Source organism: Sphingomonas guangdongensis (assembly GCF_900199185.1).
Classification (GTDB): domain Bacteria; phylum Pseudomonadota; class Alphaproteobacteria; order Sphingomonadales; family Sphingomonadaceae; genus Sphingomonas; species Sphingomonas guangdongensis.
The window spans coordinates 420,221-444,286 of record NZ_OBMI01000002.1; the positions used below are offsets into that span (position 1 = coordinate 420,221).

General features: G+C 65.8%; 22 protein-coding genes, 1 tRNA gene and 1 pseudogene. 16 read left to right on the forward strand and 8 right to left on the reverse strand.

What is annotated here, in order from left to right; genetic code table 11:
* Window positions 1-82: 82 nt before the first annotated feature.
* The 8 genes from CRO12_RS09190 (at window position 83) to CRO12_RS17730 (ending at window position 9,732) form a co-directional block, all read left to right on the forward strand.
* Window positions 83-436, forward strand: coding sequence for a hypothetical protein (locus CRO12_RS09190; protein ID WP_097063759.1), 354 nt, complete (start codon window positions 83-85; stop codon window positions 434-436).
* A complete protein-coding gene (locus CRO12_RS09195; protein WP_097063760.1) occupies window positions 436-1,134 on the forward strand; it encodes a hypothetical protein in 699 nt (232 codons plus the stop codon). Before CRO12_RS09190 ends, CRO12_RS09195 begins: the two co-directional genes overlap by 1 nt.
* A 24-nt stretch (window positions 1,135-1,158) precedes the next feature.
* The gene (locus CRO12_RS09200) at window positions 1,159-1,635 is read left to right on the forward strand and encodes a DUF6950 family protein (RefSeq protein ID WP_245858355.1); all 477 of its coding nucleotides are present in this window, start codon (window positions 1,159-1,161) and stop codon (window positions 1,633-1,635) included.
* On the forward strand, window positions 1,628-8,104 hold the full coding sequence (locus CRO12_RS09205; RefSeq protein ID WP_097063761.1) for a phage tail protein: 6,477 nt from the start codon (window positions 1,628-1,630) through the stop codon (window positions 8,102-8,104). The genes CRO12_RS09200 and CRO12_RS09205 overlap by 8 nt, the downstream gene beginning before the upstream one ends.
* 25 nt (window positions 8,105-8,129) lie before the next feature.
* Window positions 8,130-8,396 (forward strand): hypothetical protein, encoded by a 267-nt coding sequence (locus CRO12_RS09210; RefSeq protein ID WP_097063762.1) that lies wholly within the window; start codon window positions 8,130-8,132, stop codon window positions 8,394-8,396.
* Between the two features lie 83 nt (window positions 8,397-8,479).
* On the forward strand, window positions 8,480-8,698 hold the full coding sequence (locus tag CRO12_RS09215; RefSeq protein WP_097063763.1) for a hypothetical protein: 219 nt from the start codon (window positions 8,480-8,482) through the stop codon (window positions 8,696-8,698).
* A 35-nt stretch (window positions 8,699-8,733) separates the two neighbouring features.
* Window positions 8,734-9,099, forward strand: coding sequence for a hypothetical protein (locus CRO12_RS09220; RefSeq protein ID WP_097063764.1), 366 nt, complete (start codon window positions 8,734-8,736; stop codon window positions 9,097-9,099).
* A gap of 156 nt (window positions 9,100-9,255) precedes the next feature.
* Window positions 9,256-9,732: a hypothetical protein gene (locus CRO12_RS17730; protein WP_144033583.1), complete on the forward strand. Its 477-nt coding sequence runs from the start codon at window positions 9,256-9,258 to the stop codon at window positions 9,730-9,732.
* Window positions 9,733-9,970: 238 nt separating this feature from the next.
* Here CRO12_RS17730 and CRO12_RS17735 read toward each other — a convergent pair whose 3' ends face one another.
* On the reverse strand, window positions 9,971-10,696 hold the full coding sequence (locus tag CRO12_RS17735) for a hypothetical protein (protein ID WP_179640948.1): 726 nt from the start codon (window positions 10,694-10,696) through the stop codon (window positions 9,971-9,973).
* A gap of 444 nt (window positions 10,697-11,140) precedes the next feature.
* Window positions 11,141-11,557 (reverse strand): annotated as a pseudogene (locus CRO12_RS09235) (JAB domain-containing protein); the annotation flags it as partial.
* A gap of 52 nt (window positions 11,558-11,609) precedes the next feature.
* Between CRO12_RS09235 and CRO12_RS09240 the strand changes: the two are divergent.
* The 8 genes from CRO12_RS09240 to CRO12_RS09275 all read left to right on the forward strand — a co-directional run bounded on the left by CRO12_RS09240 (window position 11,610) and on the right by CRO12_RS09275 (window position 18,135).
* On the forward strand, window positions 11,610-14,732 hold the full coding sequence (locus tag CRO12_RS09240; protein ID WP_097063767.1) for an intermembrane phospholipid transport YdbH family protein: 3,123 nt from the start codon (window positions 11,610-11,612) through the stop codon (window positions 14,730-14,732).
* Window positions 14,729-14,950, forward strand: coding sequence for a YnbE family lipoprotein (locus CRO12_RS09245; protein ID WP_097063768.1), 222 nt, complete (start codon window positions 14,729-14,731; stop codon window positions 14,948-14,950). The genes CRO12_RS09240 and CRO12_RS09245 overlap by 4 nt, the downstream gene beginning before the upstream one ends.
* Before the next feature lie 2 nt (window positions 14,951-14,952).
* Window positions 14,953-15,321, forward strand: a complete 369-nt coding sequence (locus tag CRO12_RS09250) for a YdbL family probable chaperone protein (protein ID WP_097063769.1) — start codon at window positions 14,953-14,955, stop codon at window positions 15,319-15,321.
* A gap of 249 nt (window positions 15,322-15,570) precedes the next feature.
* A complete protein-coding gene (locus CRO12_RS09255; protein WP_097064259.1) occupies window positions 15,571-15,888 on the forward strand; it encodes an AtpZ/AtpI family protein in 318 nt (105 codons plus the stop codon).
* Between the two features lie 35 nt (window positions 15,889-15,923).
* Window positions 15,924-16,715 (forward strand): F0F1 ATP synthase subunit A, encoded by a 792-nt coding sequence (locus tag CRO12_RS09260; protein ID WP_179640949.1) that lies wholly within the window; start codon window positions 15,924-15,926, stop codon window positions 16,713-16,715.
* Window positions 16,716-16,756: 41 nt separating this feature from the next.
* Complete coding sequence (locus tag CRO12_RS09265; RefSeq protein ID WP_097063771.1) at window positions 16,757-16,984, forward strand: F0F1 ATP synthase subunit C; 228 nt, start codon at window positions 16,757-16,759, stop codon at window positions 16,982-16,984.
* Window positions 16,985-17,042: 58 nt separating this feature from the next.
* On the forward strand, window positions 17,043-17,534 hold the full coding sequence (locus CRO12_RS09270) for a F0F1 ATP synthase subunit B family protein (RefSeq protein ID WP_097063772.1): 492 nt from the start codon (window positions 17,043-17,045) through the stop codon (window positions 17,532-17,534).
* On the forward strand, window positions 17,527-18,135 hold the full coding sequence (locus CRO12_RS09275) for a F0F1 ATP synthase subunit B family protein (RefSeq protein WP_097063773.1): 609 nt from the start codon (window positions 17,527-17,529) through the stop codon (window positions 18,133-18,135). Before CRO12_RS09270 ends, CRO12_RS09275 begins: the two co-directional genes overlap by 8 nt.
* 29 nt (window positions 18,136-18,164) lie before the next feature.
* Here CRO12_RS09275 and pabB read toward each other — a convergent pair whose 3' ends face one another.
* The 6 genes from pabB to CRO12_RS09305 all read right to left on the reverse strand — a co-directional run bounded on the left by pabB (window position 18,165) and on the right by CRO12_RS09305 (window position 23,965).
* Entirely contained in the window at window positions 18,165-19,946 is a 1,782-nt protein-coding gene (gene pabB, locus CRO12_RS09280) for an aminodeoxychorismate synthase component I (RefSeq protein ID WP_097063774.1), read from the reverse strand.
* An 18-nt stretch (window positions 19,947-19,964) separates the two neighbouring features.
* Window positions 19,965-20,040: transfer RNA gene (locus tag CRO12_RS09285), tRNA-Thr, on the reverse strand.
* 17 nt (window positions 20,041-20,057) lie between these two features.
* Window positions 20,058-20,891, reverse strand: a complete 834-nt coding sequence (locus tag CRO12_RS09290; protein ID WP_097063775.1) for a hypothetical protein — start codon at window positions 20,889-20,891, stop codon at window positions 20,058-20,060.
* 22 nt (window positions 20,892-20,913) lie between these two features.
* Window positions 20,914-21,255, reverse strand: coding sequence for an MmcQ/YjbR family DNA-binding protein (locus CRO12_RS09295; protein WP_097063776.1), 342 nt, complete (start codon window positions 21,253-21,255; stop codon window positions 20,914-20,916).
* Window positions 21,252-22,625 carry a serine hydrolase domain-containing protein gene (locus tag CRO12_RS09300; RefSeq protein WP_097064260.1) on the reverse strand — a complete coding sequence of 458 codons (1,374 nt, stop codon included), beginning with the start codon at window positions 22,623-22,625 and terminating at the stop codon, window positions 21,252-21,254. Before CRO12_RS09300 ends, CRO12_RS09295 begins: the two co-directional genes overlap by 4 nt.
* Window positions 22,626-22,657: 32 nt before the next feature.
* Window positions 22,658-23,965, reverse strand: a complete 1,308-nt coding sequence (locus CRO12_RS09305; protein ID WP_097063777.1) for a replication-associated recombination protein A — start codon at window positions 23,963-23,965, stop codon at window positions 22,658-22,660.
* Window positions 23,966-24,066 lie beyond the last annotated feature (101 nt).

Below are 24,066 nucleotides of genomic sequence, written 5' to 3' on the forward strand. Positions count from 1 at the left end.
TCAAGCCGAGCAAGTGGCAGCGTGGATCGCCAGCCTTCGTGGTCCCGTTGGAACGTTCCGCTACACGCCAAAGCAAGCCATCGTGAGCGGCCTGACGGGCAAGACGCTGGCGCTTCCCGCCTTCAGCCAAAACTCTACCATCAGGATCGCGGGATGGTCCGCAGGGGAGGCGTCACAGCTTCGGCTGGGGCAGTTCTTCAGCATCGGCGCGCAACTCTTCCGCATTGTTGCCGCGCCCGTCAGTGCAGCGGCTGATGGCACGTGCGATGTGGAGTTCGAACCACGCATCCGCACCACGGTCGCGCAAGGCGCCGTCGTCGTCTTCAACGCGCCAGTGGGGCTCTTCCGCCTGATCGGCACGGAAGACGTTGGCTACACGCTAGGCGTGGATGGTGCGGACTTCGGCTCAATGTCGGCCATCGAGGCGGTGTTCTGATGCGGCCGGGTCTCAACACACCGATTGGCTCGACGGGCACCACCTACCGGGATGCACTGTCTGGTCATGAAATCACCACCGCCTTGGTGGCGCGGTTCGACTTCGCGTCGGAAACCTTGTGCGCGTGGACTGGTCCGGAGACCATTCAGCCGCAGATGACAGGCGACACGCTGCTAGACAACCAAGTCATTCACCCGCTGGTCAACGGGCTGGTGGTGAACGTCGGCGACAACGTGATGAGCTATACGGGCTCGGACGAACTGCCGATCACGCTGGCACTTCCCGACGCGCCCGATGAAACCCTGATCGCGGCGCAGGTCTACCCATCGGAGTATCGCGGGCGTCGAGCGACCATCTGGTCCGCCATCTTAATCCGAACTGGCAACCCCTTGGAAGCGCCCATTTGGGCGTTCCGGCGCGTCAGAACCGGCGCAATGGATAAGCTCCAGATCAACCGTGACGCCAGCCAACACACGCTCACACTGACGATTGAAAGCCATGCCGGGCTGATCGCGGGGAGTGGCCAGTCAACCTACATGAGTCAGCAATTGATCGATCCGCTTGACCGTTCACAAGCGCACGCAGCGACGCTGGCGGCGGGCAACAAGGTTCCCTCATACGGTGGTGGCAGCGGCGGCACCTACAATGACGGTGGCGGGCGTTTGAACCAAGACATGCCGCTCCAGAACAACTGGTGATCAGCCCACCGTCCTAAATAGACGGTGACTGACATTGAAGAAACCACCCTCTCAATCGCACGCGCGACAGATTGGGAGAACCGCCTTGCCACCTACCTAGACCGCGTCGCCGATGAGCCCTTCGGGTGGGGCACCAACGACTGCGCCCTCTTCGTCGCGGGCGCCATCAAGGCGATGTCCGCTGATGGCGTTGACTTAGCGGCGGCGGTTCGCGGCACCTACCAGACAAAGACGGGTGCCGCTCTGGCGCTTCGCGACCACGCGGCGGGAACACTGCTCAGAACGGTTCGCGCGTGGGTAGGCGCGGATAAACCCGTCTCACTGGCGAAGCGTGGCGATGTTGTCATGCTCGGCCGCACAGCAATTGGCATCTGCGTTGGTCAGTATAGCTGGTTTGTCGGTGAAGAGTTCGGGCGCGCCGGGCTTCACCTAATCCCGACCTCACAGTGCCGCTACGCTTTCAGCGTGCCCTTCGACGTGGAGGGCGCGGCCCATGGGTAAGATTGTCAAAAGCGTCTTGCTTGTCGGCGTCGCAGTCGCGGCGGTTGTCTTCGCGCCCGCCATTGCGGGCTTTGTCGCGGGCGCTCTCAAAGGCGTTGGACTGACGCTAGCAGCGGCAACGGTCGCAGGCATCAAGACCGCCATCATCCTGACTGGTCTCTCGGTTGGTATGAATGCAGTGCTCGGTGCGTTCCGGAAAGCGCCTACAATGCCGTCAGCGGCCGTGGAGCGCCTACAGGCAAGCACCATCGCGACTGCGCCGCGCAAGATCGTCTTCGGACGCACTGCCGCTGGCAACGACATCCGCTTTCAAGAGCAATTCCGGGGTAGTGGTTTCGCGTCTTCATTGGGTGATTTGAGCGCCCAAGTCATCGCGCTCGCCAGCCACCGCATCCAAGCCGTCAAAGAGTGGCGGGTTGACAATGAAGTCGTCTGGAACGGCTCACTCCAGAAATACCAGCAAGGCATTCTGACCTTCCAAGCAGTGACGGAAGGGTCACGCGCCAACGCCCACAAGGTCGGTAGCGGCGCCTACTGGAACGCGCCCGATAGCAGCTTCACCGGCTGCGCATATCTCAGCATGACATACCGGCTGAAGGCTGACCTTTGGCCGCAAGGACTGCCGCGCAACACCGTCACGGTCGTTGAGGGTTGCCCCCTCTATGACCCGCGTCGTGACTCCACGCAGGGCGGGAGCGGGTCTCACCGCCACAACGATCAGTCGACGTGGCGCTGGTTCGAAGGCGCGACCGAAATCGGTCGCAACCCGGCACTCCAGTTGCTCACCTACCTGATTGGCTATCGCATCAACGGCCATCTGGTTTGGGGGATGGGCGTCCCCTTGGATAGGATCGACCTCACCAACTTCGCCCTCTACGCCAACCTTTGCGAAGAAGGCGTGCAACTCAAGGATGGCGGGAGCATCCCGCGCTACCAGTCGGACGGCATTTACTCGACCAACGACACCCACCAAGCCGTTATCGACGCCCTCACGGCGGCGATGGGTTCGTGCAAGCTCACTGACGCGGGCGGGCTCTACGGATTGCTCGGCGGCTACGATGACACGCTTGGTCAGGTCGTGTCGCTCAGTGACGAAGACATTGTGGCGCCGGAGGGTAGTCCGTCACCATACAGTTGGGTTCCGGCACCACCGGCACGCGAGTCCTACAACGCCATTCGCGGGCGCTACGCTGACCCGGCGCAGGGCTTCCAATTGGTCGATTGGGGCGAGGTCAGTGTGGCGCCGCTCGCTGATGGCGTGCCGCGCGTGCTCAATCTGGACTTCCCAACGGTCAGCCGCTTCGAAGCGTGTCAGCGCATCGCTCGCCAGTTCCTCCTTCGGGAAACACTGACACCGGGCGTCTTTGCGGCGACGTTCGGACCCGCTGCTTTCGCCGCTCAGGTCGGCTCACTGGTCCGCTTGAGCATTCGCGGACAGGGCTGGAACAGCAAGCTCTTCCGCGTGCTCGATCAGGCGCAGTCGGCGGGGATGTTCTTCGCCATGACGCTTCGCGAGGAGTCGAGCGAAGTTTACGCGTGGGATCGTCACGAAACCGACAAGCCGCTGAATGTCGCGGTTCCCGCCTATGATGCGCGCGCTGTCGAGGCACCATCGGGATTGACGCTCGCCAGTGTGGCCGTGCCCGGCGCAAATGGTATCAGCGTCGCGGTTGTGGACGCTACGTGGACGCCCGATGTCTCCGGCAAGGTCGGCGGCGTCGTCATCCAATCGCGGGTGGTCGGCTCGGACATCTGGACCGAACACGCTTCGTCCTTTGACCCCACCATCGGCAGGTTCCGCTTCACCTCCACGGTCAACGGCGCCAACCTTGAGGTTCGCCTTCGCAACCGTATGACTACCGGGCTGGTCAGCGATTGGGTGAGCGCGACCGTTCAGACGGCTGAAGTCGAGATTGTCTACGAAGACATCAAGGACACGCCCACCAGCATCGGCGACATCAATCAGGAAGAGGGGGACAAGCTCACCGGAATCGAGCCGGGTGCGACGGTCGGCGGCGTCATCGGTCGCGACATCTACCTACCTAACGGTGAAATTTTCGTCCCCGGCGAGGGCGGCGGCGGCACGGTCGTTGATCCAACGCCACCCGCTATCCCGACTGGTCTGGTCCTTACACCAACCCTCACGGAGGCGGGTGCGGACCTCACCGCAGCGTGGACGGCACCTGCTGACACCGACGTAGCAGGCTACGTGCTTGAGATTGCGGAAGGGGCGGGAAGCACGAACTTCTTCCCGGTTACGGTCTCCGGCACCGCCTACAAATGGACGGCGCTTGCTCGCAATCAAACCTACCGGGTTCGGGTGCGCGCGTTCGACACATCCTTCAACCGCTCGGGTTGGTCGGCTATCAGCGATGTGCAGACGGGGCGCGACACGCAGCCACCGCAACCACCCGCTCTTCACACTGCTACGCCCGCCTATGAGAGCGTTCACGTTCAGTGGACCAATCAGGATGACGAAGACCTCGATAGCGTTCGCGTCGAGCTTCAGAACGCCAGCAACGATTACATCAACGCACTCACGGTCAAGGCTATCCCGAACCGTGAGGGTTCGCTCTTCTTCACCAGCCTCGCCAAGAGCACAGGCTACCGTGTTGTAGCGACTGCCTTCGACACCTCTGGCAATGAGTCTGCGTCGTCCAACGTTCTTACGTTCGCGACCGCAGGCGGCATCGACGCTGATGACCTGACGCCCAATGCCAAGCCGTTCCAGACGGTGGACACGCTACCCAATCCGGTCGGCTACGGCGGTGCGCTGACCGTCATGAACAAGGCTGACGGCAAGCTCTACCGCTACACGGGTGGAGCGTGGACGAAAGCCGTTGACGGCGCTGACCTCACGCCCAACTCGGTCACGACCAACTCGGTGGCGACGGGAGCCATCGGAACTGCGCAGCTTGCGGCGGGTGCTGCGACCATCGGCAAGCTCGCCATCGGAAACTTCGACAACGTCATTCCGGACGGTTCTTTCAACGACCTCCAATGGTGGACGGGCAATCATCCGTCGAGTGAACTGTTCGAAACTAACGCAAACTGGAAAGACTTCAGACGCGGGCTGAACTTCACCAACGGAAACTTTGTTGGCCTCTTCACGCCGCTCTTCGTGATGGAACCCGGTGCGCGCTATCGGGTGAAGGTCAGCACCTTCGTAAGCAGCGACTTCAGCGGCTATTTCACGCCGTCGTTGCACCTGCCGGGTGTGTCTTGGCTCTCCCTCAAGAGCTTCGGGGGCGCTGATGGCAATGATCCGGCGCAGCCCGGTTCGCACGCGTGGACGCAGGGCAACTACAGCGGTGGCAACGTCCACACGGCTGAGTTTCCAGTCTTCAACGTCGATCACGCGCAAGGCAAGTCAGCGCAGTTTCGCTTCGACGCGGCCTTCACGGGCGTGGTGCAGATCGCGATCAGCCTCACCCGGATCGCAGATGCGACGCTGATCGGCGATGGTGAGATCACGACGCCCAAGATGGTGGTCGGATCGATCAACGCTGACCGACTGTCCGTGAACAGCATGGATGGCAACGTCCTGAAGGTGACGACGGCGCTTGCTGACACGATCACGGTCGGCGCTGGTCAGACCATCGGGAGCGTGCGCGACACGGCGGCGAATACGTCTGTGGTGACGCTCAAGGCTGGTAGTCACCCAAGCGTCAGGATCGTCGGCAACTCGCTTGAGCAGACAGCGCCTACCGGCTGGTCAGTGACCAGCTATGCGACCACCAAAGAGAGCTACACGGGTGGTGCCATCGTCAGCGGACGCTTGAGCCGACGCATGGGTTTCATCGGTTTGGCTGACCCGGCGGTGGCCTTCAATGAAGCAACCGGCACGAACTACCAGTCAATGAACTCGATGTGGCACCTCTCCAATGAGGCAAACGGCTACATGCTCGGCTGGAACGGTTGGTCGCAGATACTGCCCTACGGCTACACGCGCGGCTGGAACGCCGACACGCTCTTCAGCATCGAATATGAGGGTCGCTTCAAAGTCTGGCGTGCTGATGGCGTGGAGGTTCACCGCGTCGCGTGGGCGGCTGATCAGACCTTCCACGGTAAGTTCTGTGTCGAAGATGGCGGCAAGATCAGCAACATCGGCTTCACATCTGCCAACGACAACTCGCTCTCTCAGACTGACCCGGCGCAGCGCATCAACGCGCACACGACGCTGATTGAGCGTGGTCGCATCCGCATCACCGGTTCCACAACCCTAAGCAGCATCTTCGCCGGACCGGACAGCACGGAAATCAACGGTGGCGTCATCGCGACCAACACGCTCCGCGCCAATTCGATGACCATTGGCAACCGTCAGGTGAAGGTGGTCGGCTGTGACTTCCGCTACGACCGCACCAACGGGCGTCTCTACTGGAGCGCCGGACACGTTCTGTATGCAGATGACGCGGGGGGTGCGGCTTCGCGTGACATTCCGGCGGGTTCGACCGCGTGGCTAGGCGGTTCCTACAACTACGTCTTCTGGACCAAGGACGCGAGCTTCTTCACGGCGGGCGCAGACAATTGGCAGGGCGCTCACACGGGCGTGGCGGACCGCATCATCATGTGCATCTGGCGCAACGGTGCGCTCTTCACAGCCTACTACGGCGGCACCATCCTCGATGGTGAGCGCATCGCTACCAATACGCTCAACGCTGACCGCATCATTGGCGGGTCGATCATCGCCGGAAACGTTATCATTGGCGGCGGCTATGGCACGCTCGGCAACGTTGCAGCGACCGCCAACACGGCAAAGGACAACGCCGATAGCGCACTTCTGAGCCTGACCAACATCGTCTCTGACAACGTGCTCTCACGGGCTGAAAAGCAGGCGCTGGTCAACGACTGGAACGCACTTGCAAGCGCTTCGAACAGTGCAGCGCAGGCGAGTGCACAATTCGGGCTCGATGGCTTCGATGACCTCACCTACACGCAGCGGGTCGCACGTGATGGCGCGCACGCGGCGGTTTACGACTACCTCAACTCACTGACGCCCGCCTACAACAACATGACGGCGGACACACCCGTAAACGGCGCTTACCTCCGGCAGGTATTTCAAACCCTTTATGCGCGGGTCGAAGAGCTTGTCGCTGCCAACACCAGCGCCGCGTCGCGGGTGACTGCCACAGTGGCGGGCGTTGCCGCTGCCACCGTCAAGGACAATGCAGCCGCCGGAGCAGCAGCGGCCATCAGTGTCACCGCTATCATCAATGACAACATGATCAGCCGTGCTGAAAAGCATCAAATGATCCGCGACTACACGGCTATCGAGCGCGCATCCACGGCGGCGCAGCAAGCGAGTATTGCGTTCTCCACCAATGGCTTTGGTGACCCGACGCTTTCAGCGCGTCAGGCGCGGGACACTGCAACAACAGCCCTTCAGAACTATCTCACCAGCCTGTCTCCGCAGTGGGATAACGTCAACGTCGATACGCCCGTTGACGGGCCTTATCTGCGCCAATTGTTCTACAACGTTCAGACGGCGGTGGAAAACCTCATCACTGCCAACAACGCAGCGGCATCGGTGCGCTCGACGTGGGGGAACACAATCGGGGCGGGCAGGCCTCAAGATAACGCTACGGTGGGTGCACCAGCGGGCACCTACGTCAACGGGACGCTCTCACAAACGGTCGAGTCATGGGCTTCAACGGGCGCTCAAGACCCGGCAACCCGCATCAACAGCGGTTCGACCACGATCAGCGGCGGTAGGATCACCACCGGGTCAATCGACGCGTCTCGCATCGGCGTGGCCAACCTGTCCGCGATCAGCGCCAACATCGGTGAGGTTACGGCTGGTGTGCTGCGCAACAGCAGCGGATCGTCGCGCATCGACCTAGCGGCGGGTCGCATCACCTTCAACAATGGCTCTGTGATGAAGGTCAGCGGCATCGGTTTCGGCTCTGCAAACCAGTTCATCGAATGGTTCGGACCATCGCAGTCGAACTTGTCGGCGTGCACGGAGGCGAACGCTTCCTTCTACCTGAAGATCGATGGGTCGAGCTATTTCGGTGGTTCGTTGAGGGCGGGTGTCATCCGCAATGCGGCAACCACCACCGCCACCGCCAACAACGCTTCGACCTCCACCGGCAACGTTGGTTCTAATGGCGGCACGCGCACCGTTGTGATCAGCTACACGTGGTCGGAGGGCTACAGCTTCTATCAGGCGCAAGAGGGCGGCAGCGGCACTATCTCCGCTCAAGTCGTCTTGCGCCGCAATGGGGCGAACGTCGCCACGCTGAACGTCAGTGGTTCGTGGAACCGGTCACCCGGATACGGTTCCAGCGAACCCGGCTCCTACAGCGAAAACATGGGCGGATCACTCACCTTCACCGACAACACCGGAGGCGCAGCGGTCGAGTATTCGGCCCACCTGATCAGCCGCTCGAATGGGCCGGGTGGCGCAGGCGCATCGCCCCAACCGGCGTCGCAGTCGCAGGCGCTCGGCATCATTCAGACGGAGGGCTGATCCTAAATAGATCAAAGGAGATACAATGACTGACAATACTGACCTTCAGAACGCCTACACGATGGTGCACGCAGCGGAAGTCGCCGCCGTTGAGGCGGTGAGTGACGCGTTGGCGACGTTGATTGCCACGCTCGACACGGTGGCGGTGACGCTACCCGCGAATGCGACCTCGACGGCTAAGCAGCTTGTTACGCGCGTGAAGTCCAACGTCTCTTCAGTGCGTGACTTCGATGTCATGAACGTGATGCGCACGCTGCATCCGGACAGCGGATCAATCCCGCCGGTCGTCTGATAGCGAACGCCGCGAAGCGGTTCAAACGTTTGTTAAGAGACGTTCTTCGTTTCGCGAACCTTTTAGAACCCGATCTTCCCTACATGGTCTTGAGCCTGTCGAAGCTGAGCGTCTACGTGACGCTTGGCTTGTCAGTCTATGTCGTGACCGGCAACAACAGCACCGTGGAGGTTGCGAGCGCTCTGATGAGCAACTTGGGTGCCATCGCCAACTACGCCTATCGTCGCCGCAAGCAGGTTGAGACCGGCACTGGCGGCTACGCTGGCGGGCTCTGTGATGACCTTGAGGGGGAGGGCGTCTGATGTCAGTGCTTCCACCGAAAGACACACCGACTGACATGCTCTACCTGCTTGGTCGCATCGACGGCAAGCTAGACGGTGTTGTCACGCAATTGAACGCAATGTCATCGCGTCAGGATGACCACGATAATCGCATCACTGCGCTGGAGAACACGCAGGCTGATCGACCCATCTACATCGAACAGCACAAGAAGATGATTGAGAAAGTTGCCAAGTTAGAAGAGTGGAAGACCGAAATTGCCGGTGCTGTGAAGGCGGGTGCCTTTCTTAAGACAGCAGTGGCCATCATGGCTGCTATCATCCTCTATGTCGGCTATCGCGTGCAGTTCGCGCCAATTCAAACGTCCAAGGTCACGACCACACATCAGGTTCAATCAACGGTGCCACACGCGCGCGTTGAGTAATGCTGTAAGTAAACGGACATTATAGTTGACGGTCATCGCGCCTGATGTATGAGGGCGGGGACCGCACCACGGCGCGCACGCGACACGGGCAAAGGTCAGCATCGGTGAGTCCTCTGGGATGCACCGTTTTAGTCTGAAACCTTACTCGGAGTTCCTATGCCAGCCTACAATCCGTCACCTGTCGACCCCTTCATCATCGCCGCCCTTGTGGCGAACGAAGGTCTTAGTCTCCGCGAACTCCACGAAGCGTTGCACAAGCGTGGTGTTCATCTCTCCCGCACTGGTTTGGACAACAGGCTGAAGGCGCTTGACGTTCACGGCGCCGTTAGTCGCGGCGACCCTGAACGTTTGGGCGACAATCACGTGAAAGCGAAGACGTGGTGGCTCGTGGATGACCATCCGCTGGTGGTGACGGCGAATGCGACGCCTCAAGCCGTTGATGTGCAGCCAACACCTTCGCGGGAGCCGAAAGATGTCGCGGCTGATGACACGCCCTCTTCGGCCTTCGCCGGGCTGACGGCGGCGGCACGCGCAGAGGTGGTGGCGCTTGTTGAGCAGATCGACACGCACGAACGGGCAGCGGCTGCTGCCCACGCGCGACTGCGCAAGCTGATCGTGGGGGAGGACGGGTGATGGCGTCGAATCTAGTCCGCTCGCCCCGCGCTTCGCCAATGAGGGCACAATCTACGACTTCGGCACGCGTCTAAGTCGCGACTTGGCACTTGAGCACCTATCCACGGCGTTTGGCGGCACCGTGGACGCACTGGTCGCAGCCGTAGGCTTCATTACTCACCGGCTGCGTCAGTCTGTCGCAGCTAGTATGCTGCCGGTGTCGTTTTACTTGTTTGTAGCGCGAACGCGCTCAACGAACCTACCATCTGAACAGACGAGCAAAAATGCCCGTCCTCCTGCTGAGTTTAGTTGTGACAGGACTTGGCTTTGCGGGTTCGGAAGACGTTGGTTGCGTGTCGTCAATCTCGTCTTCATCGAAGTTGTCTAAGAAGCTTTGTGCAATGCGTTGTCGCATCTCCGCACGCATTTTATTGTAGCGAGCCGCAGAAGCTTTCGCGACCTCCGGATAGAGCATGCTTGCGGTAGTGTGTTGTGCCGGTTCTGGCCAAACTTCCGCCATCCACTTCGCGTCGGTGAAACTGACAATCTCATTCCACCCAATTGTTTCAGGCCTGAGATCGATGCGTTCGAAGTCCGTAGCTGGCGTCATCTCTAGCGTGTCGTATGGGGCGAGGCTCGCCATCGCGGCGAGGCGGTGCAATTGACCGAGTTCATCCTCGAAAGGAAGCTTGGCCTTTCGCTTCGCTCTGATCATTGCCCGCAGCGCGATTGCGGCTTCTCGAAACGCAGCCGGAAGCGGAAGGTGTCGCAAAGCCATTTGGAGCCGTGCCAGAGGATCGTCTTTAAGGCGTGCTATGCTAGCCGCCCAAAACTCATCGCCCTCGTAGAGGCCCTCACCGCATGGACGGCTTACAAGTCCGTCGTCTGTCCGTTCGACTACAGAGCCCCACATCGCGAGGTGGCGCTTCTCGCAATCCTCACCGGTTTTGGTTTCAGTCCACAGCATAATGGCATCGTGCCGCACGAGAGAGGGTATGCCTAGGCGCGTCGTGGACCCCACCTCAGGACCAAGGACGAACTACCGCCACCAAGACGGTTCCTACGATCCAAGCTACCGGCTTTAGCGCTACGGACGCAAAAGCTAGATATGGGTGCCCTCGACGTAGAAAGCTCTCCACCAGCTTCGGTGCGTTAGGATCAGGTGGCAATTCCAGCTTCACGGTTCTTCCTCCGGCGCAACAAAGCGTCATCGGAGGGCGGAGCTAGGGGGCTTCCTTCGGAAGGGGACGCCACAAAACCGAACCGAAGGCAACCGTCATTATCGCAGAATCTTTACTGCAAGGACGTTGACCTGTGTGGAAACAACGACTTAGCCGCCGAGAAAAGCCGTGGATGTAGGACTTGCGCATCTTGTTTCTCTAGGACGGAGTCGATCAGCAGCGACCGCGCCTAGGTCGGCCGCGCGTCATACAACCATTTTGCGCTTGTTGAGGTGGAGCACGCGGAACCGCTCGGTCGCGTGATGCGCCATGTCGGCGCGCAGATAGTCGAGCAGCGCCTGCCAGTTGGACAGGACAGGCCGCGCCGCGGCTGACGCAGCGAGCATGCGGACGGCAGTCGCCTGCGCGATCCTGATCGCCGCGACACTCCGCTCGCCCATCCCGGGCACCCGCGCCAGGGCCGCTGAGTCGGCGGTAAGGAGGCCGGGCAGGCCGTTGAACTCGTTCAGAAGCGTCTTGGCGAGCGGCTTGGTGTCGCCGCGCGGAAAGACGAGCGCGAGCAGATATTCGATCAGCTCATGGTCCATCAGTCCGTCGCTGTCGGCGAGCAGACGTTCCCGCAAGCGTGCGCGGTGGCCGGTGCCGTCGGTTGCGAGATCGCTCATCTGCCGCCAAGGGTAGAGGACGGCCGCGCCCAAGCGCAATCGGGAGTAGTGCGTGAGCGACGCGGAGCAGGAGGGGACGGCACGCCGGCGCTTCCGCCGGCGCTGGCGCGTGCTCCTGATCCTGCTGCTGGTGTTCGCGGGCGTGCTGACCGCCTTGTGGAGCCAGCGTCGACCGATCGCGCGGGGGTTCGTCGATCGCGAACTGCGCGCGCGGGGCGTGCCGGCGCGCTACACCGTTGCCGATATCGGCCTGTCGACCCAGCGGCTGACAGGCGTGGTGATCGGCGACCCGCGCGCCCCCGATCTCGTCGCCGACTGGATCGAGGTGCAGACGGAGGTCGGGATCGGCGGCTTGCGTCTGCGCGGTGTGCGTGCGGGGAAGGTCCGGCTGCGCGCGCGCCTGGTCGACGGTCGCGTGTCGCTCGGCGCGATCGATCGGCTGATGGGGCCGCCCACCGGCGCGCCGTTCACCTTGCCCGCGCTCGACACCGACCTGCACGACGTTCGGGTCCGGCTGGAGACGCCGCAGGGGCTGATCGGGCTGAAGCTCTCCGGCGACGGCGGGCTCGACAATGGCTTTTCCGGCCGGATCGCGGCCGTCAGCCGCCGCCTGGCGGCGGGCGGCTGCGTGTTGGGTGCGGTCAGCGCGGCGCTGCGGCTGCGGATCGTGTCGGCGCGCCCGACGATCGAGGGGCCGGTCCGCGCTCGGGCGATCGGCTGCGGCGAGGTTGCGGCGCGCGACGCGGGCGGGCACGTGGTTGCGACGCTCGGCCCTGTGCTCGATCGCTGGGACGGGCGCGTGCGGCTCGCGGTCGGGAACGTCAGTCACCCGGCGGCGCGGAGCGGACCGGTGATCGGGCGCGCGACCTTCGGCGGAACGGCGCGCGCAACCGCGGGCGAGCTGACGCTGCGCGCGGTGAACGCGCGCGGCAGCGGCGTCGGCAGCGGAAGCGCTTCGCTGTCGGGCCGCTACCGTGTCGGCGCGATCGGCGCGGAGTTCGCCGGGCGGGTGATGGCTGAGGATGTGTCCGTGGCGGCGGGCGGGCTTCAGCAGTACCGGTTGGTGGCGGCTGGAACGCCGCTAGCGCCGCTTGCCGGGCGCGCGATCGGTGCGGCCGCCCGGGCGGCGCGATCGTTTCGTGCCGAGGCGGTCGTCGAGGCGGTGATCCGCGACGGCGGGGCAGCGCTGCGCGTCGGATCGCTCGACCTCGCCAGCGCTTCTGGCGCCGCCATCCACGTCGCCGGAGCACCGCTTCGCTTCGGCGCAGTGGAGGTCGGCGGGATGGCGAGCGTGACCGGGGGCGACCTGCCCGCTTTTCGGATCGCGCTGCGGCAGGATGGGCGCGGCGCGCTGATCGGAACCGCGACGATGGCGCCCTATGCAGCGGACGGTGCGCGGCTGGCCCTCGCGCCCGTCCGCTTCGCCGCGATCGACGGTCGCATCACGCGGGTCAGCACGACCGCGAGCCTCAGCGGACCGGTACCTGGCGGGCGGATCGATGGCGTCACGCTGCCGATCGAGGCGCGGTGGAGCGGTACGCGGCTGCTGTTGAACCCGGCGTGCGCCGATGTGGCATGGCGCCGCATCGTCGTGTCCGGCCTGACGCTCGCCGGCAACCGGCTGCGGGCCTGCCCGGACGGTTCCGCGCTGCTGGCGCTCGACGACGGTGTGGCGAGTGGCGGCGTGCGGCTCGGCGCCGTGCGCCTGTCCGGACAGATCGGCAGCACCCCGCTGCGGCTGGAGGCGGAGAGCGCGAAGATGGGGTGGTCCGGCGGCCGTTTCGCGCTCACCGGCGTCCGGACGCTGATCGGCCAGCCCGGGCGCACGACCCGGATCGATGCCAGGGAGCTCGCCGGACAGCTGACCGATGGCGGCGCGGCCGGCACCTTTGCGGAGGGCGGCGGGCAGATCGGCACCGTGCCGCTGATCCTGTCGCGCGCCGCCGGCGGCTGGCGGTTCGGCGGCGGGCGACTGGAACTGGACGGCGGTCTGACGCTCGCGGACGCCGCGGCCGAGCGACGCTTCGAACCGCTGGTGAGCGACGACGTGGCGCTGTCCCTGACCGGCAGTCGCATCGATGCCTCCGCGTCGCTGCGCCTGCCGAGCAAGAGCGCGAAGGTCGCCGATGTGCGGCTGACGCACGACCTTGGCGTCGGGCAGGGCGGCGCGACGATGACGGTGCCCGGCCTGACCTTCGGCGAGCAGTTCCAGCCAAACGAGCTCACGTCGCTCACCTATGGCGTGGTCGCAGCCGTGAAGGGGGTGGTCACGGGGGATGCGCGCATCGAGTGGTCGCCGACGGTTGTGACCAGCACCGGCAGCTTCGGAACTGACGGGCTCGACCTTGCCGCCGCGTTCGGGCCGGTGACCGGGATCAAGACGCGGATCGCCTTCACCGACCTTATCGGGCTCGTTTCTGCCCCTGGCCAGGTCGCAATCGTTGCGACCGTGAACCCGGGCATCGCCGTAGAAAACGGCACCGTCCGCTTTCAGCTGATCGGCGACAACCGCGTCCGGGTGCAGGGGGCCGAGTGGCCGTTCGCCGGAGGCGCGCTGGTGCTCGAGCCGACGCTGCTCGACTTCAATGCGGATCGAGAACGGCGCATGACGTTCCGGGTCGCGCGGGCGGATGCGGCGGCGTTCCTGCAGCAGTTCGACTTCGACAATCTGAACGCGACCGGCACCTTTGACGGCGTGCTGCCGATGATTTTCGACAGCCGCGGCGGACGGATCGAGGACGGGCGGCTCGCCGCGCGGGGCGGCGGCAGCATAGCTTACGTCGGCGCGGTGACGGAGAAGGACGTCGGCTTCTGGGGCAACCTGGCGTTTCAGGCGCTGAAGGCGCTTAACTACCGCAGCCTCGACATCACGCTGGACGGTCCGCTCGCGGGCGAGATGGTGACCGCCATCCGCTTCTCGGGCGTGAGCCAGGGCGCAGGCACGAAGAGCAACTTCATCATTCGGCGGCTCGCCCGGCTGCCGTTCGTGTTCAACGTGACGGTGCGCGCGCCCTTCCGCCAGCTGGTCGACGCGGTGCGCAGCTACTATGATCCGTCGCGCCTGATCGAGCGCAACCTTCCGGCCTTGCTGCAGGAGCGCCGCCGCCGCGAGGCTGCGCCGCCACCAGCCGGATCGCCACCCATTCAGCCTCCCGAAAGCGAGAAACGGCCATGATCACAGCAGCAGTGACGATCGCGCAGGCGTGCGCGCGGAGATGGAGCGTGACGGCAGTGGTGCTGGGGCTGGCAGGGCTGAGCGGCGGGTGCGTCAACGTGACCGCGCCCGACAAGCCGATCGTCATCAACCTCAACATATCGATCACGCAGGAAGTGGTGTATCGCCTGGATGGCGAAGCGAAGTCGTTGATCCAGCAGAACCCGGGGATTTTCTGATCATGAAACTGGCCCTTGCCCTTTCCGCGCTGGCGCTGGCCGCGGTGTCGAGCGCGGCGCTCGCGCAGCGCGATCCCGCTTATGCCGCCGCGCGGGCCGCGGGGCAGATCGGCGAGCAGGCCGACGGCTACCTCGGCATCGTCGGGGAGCCGACCCCGGCGCTGCGCGCGCTGGTCAACAACATTAACATACAGCGCAAGGCGGCCTATGCCCGTCAGGCCGGCAACGGCGCCACCATTGAGCAGTTCGCCTTTGTCTCGGGGTGCAACCTGATCCTCCAGACCCAGCCGGGCGAGAAGTACCAGACGCCGGCCGGCAGCTGGGCCACGCGCGGCGCGGGCGCGCCAACCCGCGATCCCCGCTGTGTGTAGCCTCCGTCACCCCGGACTTGAGTCGGCATCTCGCTGCCTTGCGACAGCGGGAAGGAGCGAGACCCCGCATCAAGTCCGGGGTGACGGCTCCGGAATAGGCGGGGCCTAACTCGGCGAGGTCTCTCCCGACTCGCGCGACGGGCTTTTTGTTGACTCGCAGATGAACGCTTTCTAAAGCGCGCGTGCCTTGGCGGGCTCGCCGCTCGGCCTTCTGGTTGCCCGCTTTTCCTCATGAAGCGGAGTGCGCAGGTGGCGGAGAACGAGCCCGGATTGAACCCTGTTCCGGAAGACGCCCGGCTGCAATCGCTCGACGAGCGGCTGCGGCGGGCGAAGACGGAGGAAGCGGTTAGGTCGGGCGAGGACAGCGGCAAGGGCGACGGTGACTACCGGCTCGGGAACCGCGTGCTCGCCGAGCTGATCGGGGGAATGATCGGAGGAGCGCTGATCGGCTGGGTGTTCGATCGGCTGTTCGGTACCTCCCCGTGGTTCCTGCTCGGGCTGCTGTTCTTCGGGATCGTGGCCGCGTTCAGGAACATCATCAGGATTTCCACCAAGCGCTCGAAGTGATGTTCGGGCGCTTGTCGTAATTTCGGGAAGCAAGCGTGTCAGCAGGTTCCGGCAAGATCGACCCGATGCACCAGTTCCAGGTGCAGACCATCTGGGACGGCTTCCAGATCGGGGGGCAGCAGATCGCCTTCACAAATTCAGCCGCGTGGATGTGCGTGACGGTGGTGGCGCTGTGGCTGTTCATGCTGGGCGGCCTGCGGCGTCAGGTCGTGCCGGGCCGCTGGCAGATGTTGGTGGAGGGCTTCACCGGCTTCATCGACAGCCTGCTGCGCCAGAACATCGGCAAGGACGGCCGCGCCTTTCTGCCGTACGTCTTCACGCTGTTCATGTTCATTTTGTTCGCGAATGTGCTGGGGCTGATGCCGCTGGGTGTCGTCGGGGTGCATCCGTTCACCTTCACCAGCCACTTTACCGCGACGGGCGTGCTGGCGATCGCCAGCTTCACCATCGTGCTGGTGGTCGGCTTCTGGCGCCACGGCCTGCGCTTCTTCTCGCTGTTCGTGCCCAAGGGCACGCCGATACCCGTCCTGCTGCTGGTCGCACCCATCGAGTTCGTGTCGTTCATGGTGCGCCCGTTCAGCCTGGCGCTGCGGCTGTTCGTCGCGATGACCGCAGGGCACATCCTGCTGAAGGTGCTGGCCGGTTTCATCATCAACGCCGCGAACGCCGGCGCGGGCCTGGGCCTGCTGGTCGGGGTGCCGAGCTTCGCGCTGATGCTGGGCGTTTCCGCGCTCGAACTGCTGGTCGCGGGCGTGCAGGCTTATGTCTTCGCGCTGCTGACATCACTCTACATCAATGACGCCGTGCACCTGCACGACCATCACTGATCCCCTTCACACACGAAGCGTCTCAACGGGAGTTACGAATAATGGAAGCCGATTCGATCAAGCTGCTGGGTGCCGGTCTTGCGGCGATCGGTGCGGGCCTGGCCGCGCTGGGCGTGGGCAACGTCTTCGCCGCGTTCCTTGAGGGCGCGTTGCGTAACCCGGGGGCCGCTGCCGGTCAGCAGGGCAACATGTTCATCGGCTTCGCCGCCGCCGAGCTGCTCGGCCTGCTGGCGTTCGTCGTCGCGGTGCTACTGATCTTCGTCGCGTAACTATCGGTTGGCCGCTGCCCTTCATAGGAGCACGCGGCCGACCCACAAAGGGAGTTCCATGCCTCAGATCGAGCAATTGGCGGCCACCTGGGCGTCGCAGCTGTTCTGGCTGGCGCTGACCTTCGGCATCGCCTTCCTGGTCGTCGGCCGGGGCATGGTGCCGAAGGTGCAGTCGACGATCGACGCGCGCGACGCGGCGGTCGCCGCCGACCTAGCCGCGGCGGAAGCCGCGCGCGCCGAGGCGGACGTGCAGGAGGATCGCTGGCGCGCGCAGGAGAATGCCGCGCGCGAGCAGGCGCAGCGCACGCTCGCCGAGGCGCGTGCCTCCGCGGCGAGCACCAGCGAGCGGACGCTGGCGGAGGCGGGCGAGGCGACCAACGCCCGCATCGCCGCCGCGGAGGCGGGCATCGCCGCCTCGCGCCAGTCGGCCTTGACCGAGATCGAGGCGGTCGCAGCGGAGGCTGCGCAGGAGATCGTCGCGCGGCTGTCGGGCGCCAGCGTTGAGCGCGCCGACGCCGATCGCGCGGTGAAGGCGGTGCTGCATGGCTGACGTGAACCACAATCTCGAGAATGCCGACAAGCTGCAGGGCCTGGAGAAGACCGGCGGCGATGCGGTGACGCTGGCGCACGAGGAAGTCGGACCGGAGCACCATGCCGAGCCCGCCTTCCTGGGGCTGGACGCGACAGTGTGGGTGTCGCTAGCGATGCTGGCGTTCCTGCTCATCCTGCTTGTCAAGAAGGTACCGGCGCTGATCGGCGCCATGCTCGATCGCCAGATCGCCGGCATCCGCCAGCGGCTGGACGAGGCCAAGCAGCTCCGTGCCGAGGCCGAGGCGCTGCGGGACGAGTACGCCCGCAAGATCGCCGATGTCGATGCTCAGACCGCGGCGATTGTTGCCCATGCCGAGGACGAGGCGCGTTCGCTGGTCGCCAAGGCGGAGGCTGACGCCGCCGACCTGGTCACCCGTCGCGCCAAGATGGCCGAGGACAAGATCGCCGCCGCCGAGCGCCAGGCGGTGGCCGAGGTTCGCGCCAGGGCAGTCGATGCTGCGACGCAGGCGGCGGGATCGCTGATCGCGGCACGGCACGGCGCCGAGATTGACAAGCCGCTGGTCGACAAGACCATCGCCGGCATCGGCCGACTGAACTGAGCCGGCGCGGTTCCGGCCGCGCCGCTCCTCTACACCAGGCGCGCCGGAATCAGCCCGCGTAGCGCATTGCCGATGTAGAATCCCTCGGCCAGATCGGCGGGCGTCAGATCGGCCTCGACCGCCTGACCGCTCGCCAGCAGCTCGTCGCGCAGGATGCCGGGCAAGAGCCCGCGGCTCTCCGGCGGGGTCGCAAGCCGATCGCCGCGGGGCACGAACAGGTTGGTGAAGCTGCCCTCCGTCAGGAAGCCGTCGGGATCGACAAAGGCGACCTCGAAGGTCTGCGCAGCGGCGCGCGCGTCGTCGTAGAAGGCGCGATCGCCGGTCTTGTGCCGCAGCCGCAGATCGGCCCGGTCGACCGGCAGTGGAGAGAGGCTGACCTTCACCGGCCCGGCGGGCAGCGCCGGCAACGCGGCGAGCGAGACCTGCACTATTCCGTCGCGCATCAGGGTCAGCCGCACGCGTTGAGGCACGGCGATCCCGCGCACCGCCCGACCCACAACGTCGCGCATCGCCGACCCGTCGACCTGGTAGCCTAGGATCGCCGCCGAGCGGGCGAGGCGGGCGAGGTGTCGCTCCAGCCGTAGCACGCCCGCGTCGGGCTCGAACCGCATCGTCTCGATGAGCGGCGTGTCGCCGGGCGGCGTGACCGCGAAGCGCGCCTTGGTCCGGCACTCCTCCCATTCCGCCGCCGCCGTGCTGTCCGCGACCACCGCCGATCCAAGCCCCAGCGTCGCGGTGCCGTGTCCTCGTTGCGCCACATCGGCGTCGATCACCAGCGTGCGAATCGCGACGTTAAACGCAGCGTCGCCGCCCGCGTCGATGTAGCCGAGCGAGCCGGTGTACGGGCCGCGCGAGTCCGCCTCGACCGCGGCGATGACCTCCATCGCGCGGATCTTGGGCGCACCCGTCACCGATCCGCACGGGAAGGTGGCGGCGAGCACGTCGACCGCATCGCACCCGGCGGCGAGATCGGCGGTGATCGTCGAGGTGAGGGTGTGGAGCGTTGGGTAGCTCTCGACCGTGAAGAGCGCGGGGACGTGGACGCTGCCCGGCACCGCGACCCGCGACAGGTCATTGCGGAGCAGGTCGACGATCATCAGGTTCTCGGCGCGCTCCTTCTCGTCGGACTTGAGAGCGGCGACAGCGGCCGCGTCTGCCGCGGGAGTGGCGCCTCGGGGGGCGGTTCCTTTCATCGGCCGCGCGATCAGCCGGTCGCCCGCGAGCGTGAAGAACAACTCGGGCGAAGCGGAAAGCAGCCAGTGCGCACCGGTGTGAACGATTCCGCCCCACCCTGCCGCGCTCGCCGTGCGGAGTCGCGCATAGATCGCGAGCGGGTGTCCGGCGAAGGGCAGGTCCGCGCGGTAGCTGAGGTTAGCCTGGTAGATGTCGCCCGCCCGGATGAGCTCCGCTACTTCATCGAAGGCGCGCGCGTAGGCGGGGTAGTCGATCCGCGGGCGAGGCTCGCCGGTCCAGCAGCCGCGAGGATCGGGTAGCAGAGCGGGCAGCGTCGAGCGCTCAAGGAGGGTGACCTGCGGAAACACCCCGAACCAGGCGAGCGGCGGTGCGCCTGCAGGCGACGACCGCGTCAGTCGATCAAGGCGCGGCTCCAGCGTCAGCCCGGCCTCGTAGCCGAGGAAGCCGGCGACGTGCAGCCCGTCGTCGCGCACCCGGCGACAGGCGGCGAGCACGCCGGCGACCTCATCCGGGCGGTGCGCGACAAGGACTTCGGTCGGATCGCGGTAGAGCCTTGCCACTCCGCCGTCCGCCCGGGCATCGTCCAGGAGCGCGAAGGGAGCGTCGCAGGGAAGCATGGCACCTTGCCGAAAAGATGGTGCCGGTTGCAGGAATCGAACCCGCGACCTTCGGTTTACAAAACCGCTGCTCTACCAGCTGAGCTAAACCGGCACGTGTCATCCTTTGCGTCAGGTGACGCCGAAGGTCCAGCCTTCGGTGCGCGCGACCGCCGACGTGAGGGCGGGCGGGTGCCAAAGCTCGGGGCGGTCGGCGACAGTGCGCAGCCAGGCGGCGGTAAGCAGCGCGTCGCTTGCGTGATCGTCGATCGGGCCGCCGCCGGCGACGTGGGCGCTGCCGATCGCGGTGAGCGCGGCGTTGAGGTCGGCGTAGGTCCGCATCTTGGTGCGGCTCTTGGTTCGTCCGGCGGCGAGCGCCGCGATGCTGGTGTAGAGCTCGACCACCACCGATCCGGCGGGTGGCAGCGGGTCGAACGGCCACACCGGCAGCGTGCCGTCGAGCCGGTGGAGCAAGCGCATGCCCGTCAGGCTCGACTTTCCGACCTGCGCCGCGCCGACCAGGTTGAGGTTGCTGTACGGGCTCAGACCCTGCGCGAGCTGTGCGCGCTCGGTGACACGCAGCCGCCCGCGCCCGGGCTCGAAGCGATCGCCGGTACGCCCGCCATGGCGCCGGAAATGGCGCGCGGCCTCCGGATGGTCGACGAAGCTGGCGGCGGAGAGGTGAGGGTCGCCCGAGCATATCCGCTCCACGAGCGCCCAGAGCTCGCGAGCATCGACGGGGCTCTCATCCCAGCCGGGGAAGTAAGCGCCGCGGTCGATGAAGGGGAATGCGGGACCTAGATCGAAGCCGATCAGCGTATCTGCCGGCGCGGCGCGCACCCAGTCGAGCACGTCCGCGCGCGACCAGCGGTGCCCGCGATGCACGAGGGCCGGCGGACTGCTGCCGCTTGCTAGCGCAACGGCGATCCCGCGCTGGAGCTCGCCGACCGCACCCGACCAGTCGATCGCGGCAAACGCGGCGAAGCGGTCACGGCCGAGCGCCGAACCGCTCCCGTTGCGCCCGCCGGGCCGCGTCCCACCAGGCGCGGGCGATCACCGCCTTGACGCGGTCCGGGTCCGCGCTGCCATAGCGGACCAGCAGCCCGGGCCAGTTCGCATAATGCGCGGTCTGCCAGAAGGTGGCGGGATCGGTCTCGATCAGCAGCGCCTTTTCCTCGTGCGTGCTGCGGACGTGGAAGCTGCCGACCTCGCGACCGGTCGACACGAACGCCTTGCCGCCCACGGTCACCGCGGGCTGTCGCCAGGAGGTGCCGGTGGCCGCATCCGGCAGCGACAGCGCGAACGCCTCCACCGCCGCCCAGTCCTTCATCGCGTTGCTGTCAGCACGTCGGCACTGAAGCGCGCGACATCGAAGCGGGCGCTGCCGCCGTCCTCGCCCCGCCGGACGATCACCAGCCGCTGGGACGGGAGGACCATGACGTATTGGCCGCGATTGCCCTGCGCGGCGTAGCTGCCGGCGGGGAGGCCCTGCTCGGGCCCGAACAGCCACAGGGTGCGTCCGTAGCCCGGACCGCTCGCCGGCTGCGGCCCGCTTGGCTGGATGGAGGCGGCGACCCAGCCGGTCGGTAGCAACCGCTCGCCCGCCCACACCCCGTCAGCCGCAAGGAACAGCCCGAATCGGGCTAGGTCGCGCGCGGTCGACCAGACCTGGCTGGAGAGCATGAAGTTGCCGCGCCAGTCGGTCTCGGCGACGGTGTGGGTCATGCCGAGCTTGGTGAACAGCGCGCGCGGCGCCGCGGCATAGTCGCGGTCGCCGACCGTCGCGCGGAGCGCGCGCATCGCGAGCAGAATGTCGTTGTTGGCGTAGCGGAAGCGGGTGCCCGGCGTCGCCTCCAACGGCCAGCCGGTCGCCTGCTCGGTGACGGCGGTGCCGCCGAAGTAGAGCGCATCGGTGCGGTTGCCGGCGGTGTCGCTGTGCAGTCCGCTCGCCATCCGCAGCAATTGGTCGGTGGTGATCGTCGCGCGCAGATCCTGATACGGGTAGCTGCCCCACTCGGGCACGCGGGCGCGAGCGGCCACATCGAAGCGGCCGCTCGCCTGCGCCGCGCCGATCACGGCGCCCGCCAGGCTCTTGGCGACCGACCAGGTCCGGTTGGACACGAACGGGCCGAAGCCGTCGCGGTAGCGCTCGGCGACGATCCGGCCGTCCTGCACGATCACGACGCCGACCGTCTCCGAGTCCTTGCCGTAAGTCGCGCGGTCGAATGCCTTGCTGATGGTCCCGGCCAGTGCGGCGGATGGCTTCGGCGCGATGCCACCGTCCCCCAGCGGCCAGGGGCGCCGATCTGCCCCGGCCGGTCCGGGCGCCGCGCGATAGCTGGTCGCGATCGGCGGCGGTGCGGCACCGATCGGCATCGTGGTACAGCCGGTGTCCTTGTGCCACTCCGCACGGCGGGACGGCAGCTTCTCGTCCCACGCGACCGTCACGACCGCGCGGGTGCGGTCCACCTCCGCGGTGAGCGTCGGCACGATGGGGGCGTACTCGGGATAGATACCGCGCAGCTCGTCCTGGTCGATCTGCGCCTCCGTCCGCCCCGCGTTGAAGATGCCGGAACAGTACATCGCCGCCTTGTACCCGGCCGCGATCGCGCGCTGGTAGCTGGTCGGCGGCGTTGGCGCGACCTGCTGCGCAAAAGCGGCAGCGGGAAGGATGGCGGCGAGAAGCGCGGTGCGGAACATGGGCGCAGCAAAGCAGAGGAAGGCCGGCTTGGCTATCCTCGCGCGCGCCGCCGCTCGTCCCACCACGCCAGCCGCTCCGCGATCCGCTTCTCGAACCCGCGATCGGTCGGCTCGTAGTAGCGCTGCGGCGTCATCTCGTCCGGCCAGTAGTTCGCGCCGGAGAAGCCGTCCTCGCTGTCGTGGTCGTACTCGTAGCCGGCGCCATAGCCGATGTCGCGCAGCAGCTTGGTCGGCGCGTTGCGGATGTTGGCGGGCGGCATCAGCGACCCCGTCTCTCGCGCGCTCTTCCACGCCGCCTTCTGCGCGGCATAGGCGGCGTTCGATTTGGGTGCGGTCGCGAGATACAGGCACGCCTGCGCGATCGCGAGCTCCCCCTCCGGCGAGCCGAGAAAGTCGTAGGTGTCCTTGGCGGCGATGCACTGCACCAGCGCGTTCGGGTCGGCGAGGCCGACGTCTTCGACGGCCGCTCGGGTGAGGCGGCGGAGCAGGTAGAGCGGCTCTTCACCCGCGGTTAGCATGCGCGCGAGGTAGTAGAGTGCGGCCTGCGGGTCCGAGCCGCGGATCGACTTATGCAGCGCGGAGATGAGGTTGTAGTGCCCCTCGCGATCCTTGTCGTAGACGGCGACCCGGCGCTGCAGGAACGACGACAGCCCGGCCGGGTCGAGCGGCTCCGTCAGATTGACCGAATAGAGCGTCTCGACCTGGTTGAGCAGGAAGCGGCCGTCGCCGTCCGCGCTCGCCACCAGCGCCTCACGGGCGGGCGGGGTGAGCGGGAGCGGGCGGTCGAGCAGCGCCTCGGCGCGGGCGATCAGCTGGTCGAGCGCTGCGGGATCGAGGCGGTGGAGGATCAGCACCTGCGCGCGGCTGAGCAGCGCTGCGTTGAGCTCGAAGGAAGGGTTCTCCGTCGTTGCCCCAACCAGGGTGACGGTGCCGTCCTCCACATAGGGCAGGAAACCGTCCTGCTGCGCGCGGTTGAAGCGGTGGATCTCGTCCACGAACAACAGCGTGCGCTGACCGGCGCGCGCCGCGGTCTTCGCCTCCGCGAAGGCCTTCTTCAGGTCGGCGACGCCGGAGAACACCGCGGAGATCGCGACGAAGCGCAAGCCCACCGCATCGGCGAGCAGCCGCGCGATCGTCGTCTTGCCGGTGCCGGGTGGCCCCCACAGGATCAGTGAGGACAAGCGCCCGGCCGCCACCATACGCCCGATCGCGCCCTCGGACCCGGTCACATGCTCCTGCCCGATCACGTCGCCGAGCTGCTGCGGGCGTAGCCGGTCGGCGAGCGGCGCGTCCGGCGGCGGCGCGGCAGGCGGTTCGAATTGCGCGAAGAGATCGGCCATCGCCTCCGATGTAGGCCGACCATGAAAAGCGTCAAAGATGGTCTAAAGATATATCTTGACGATTACGCACCAAGATATATCTAAGCGCCATCTGAGTAGGA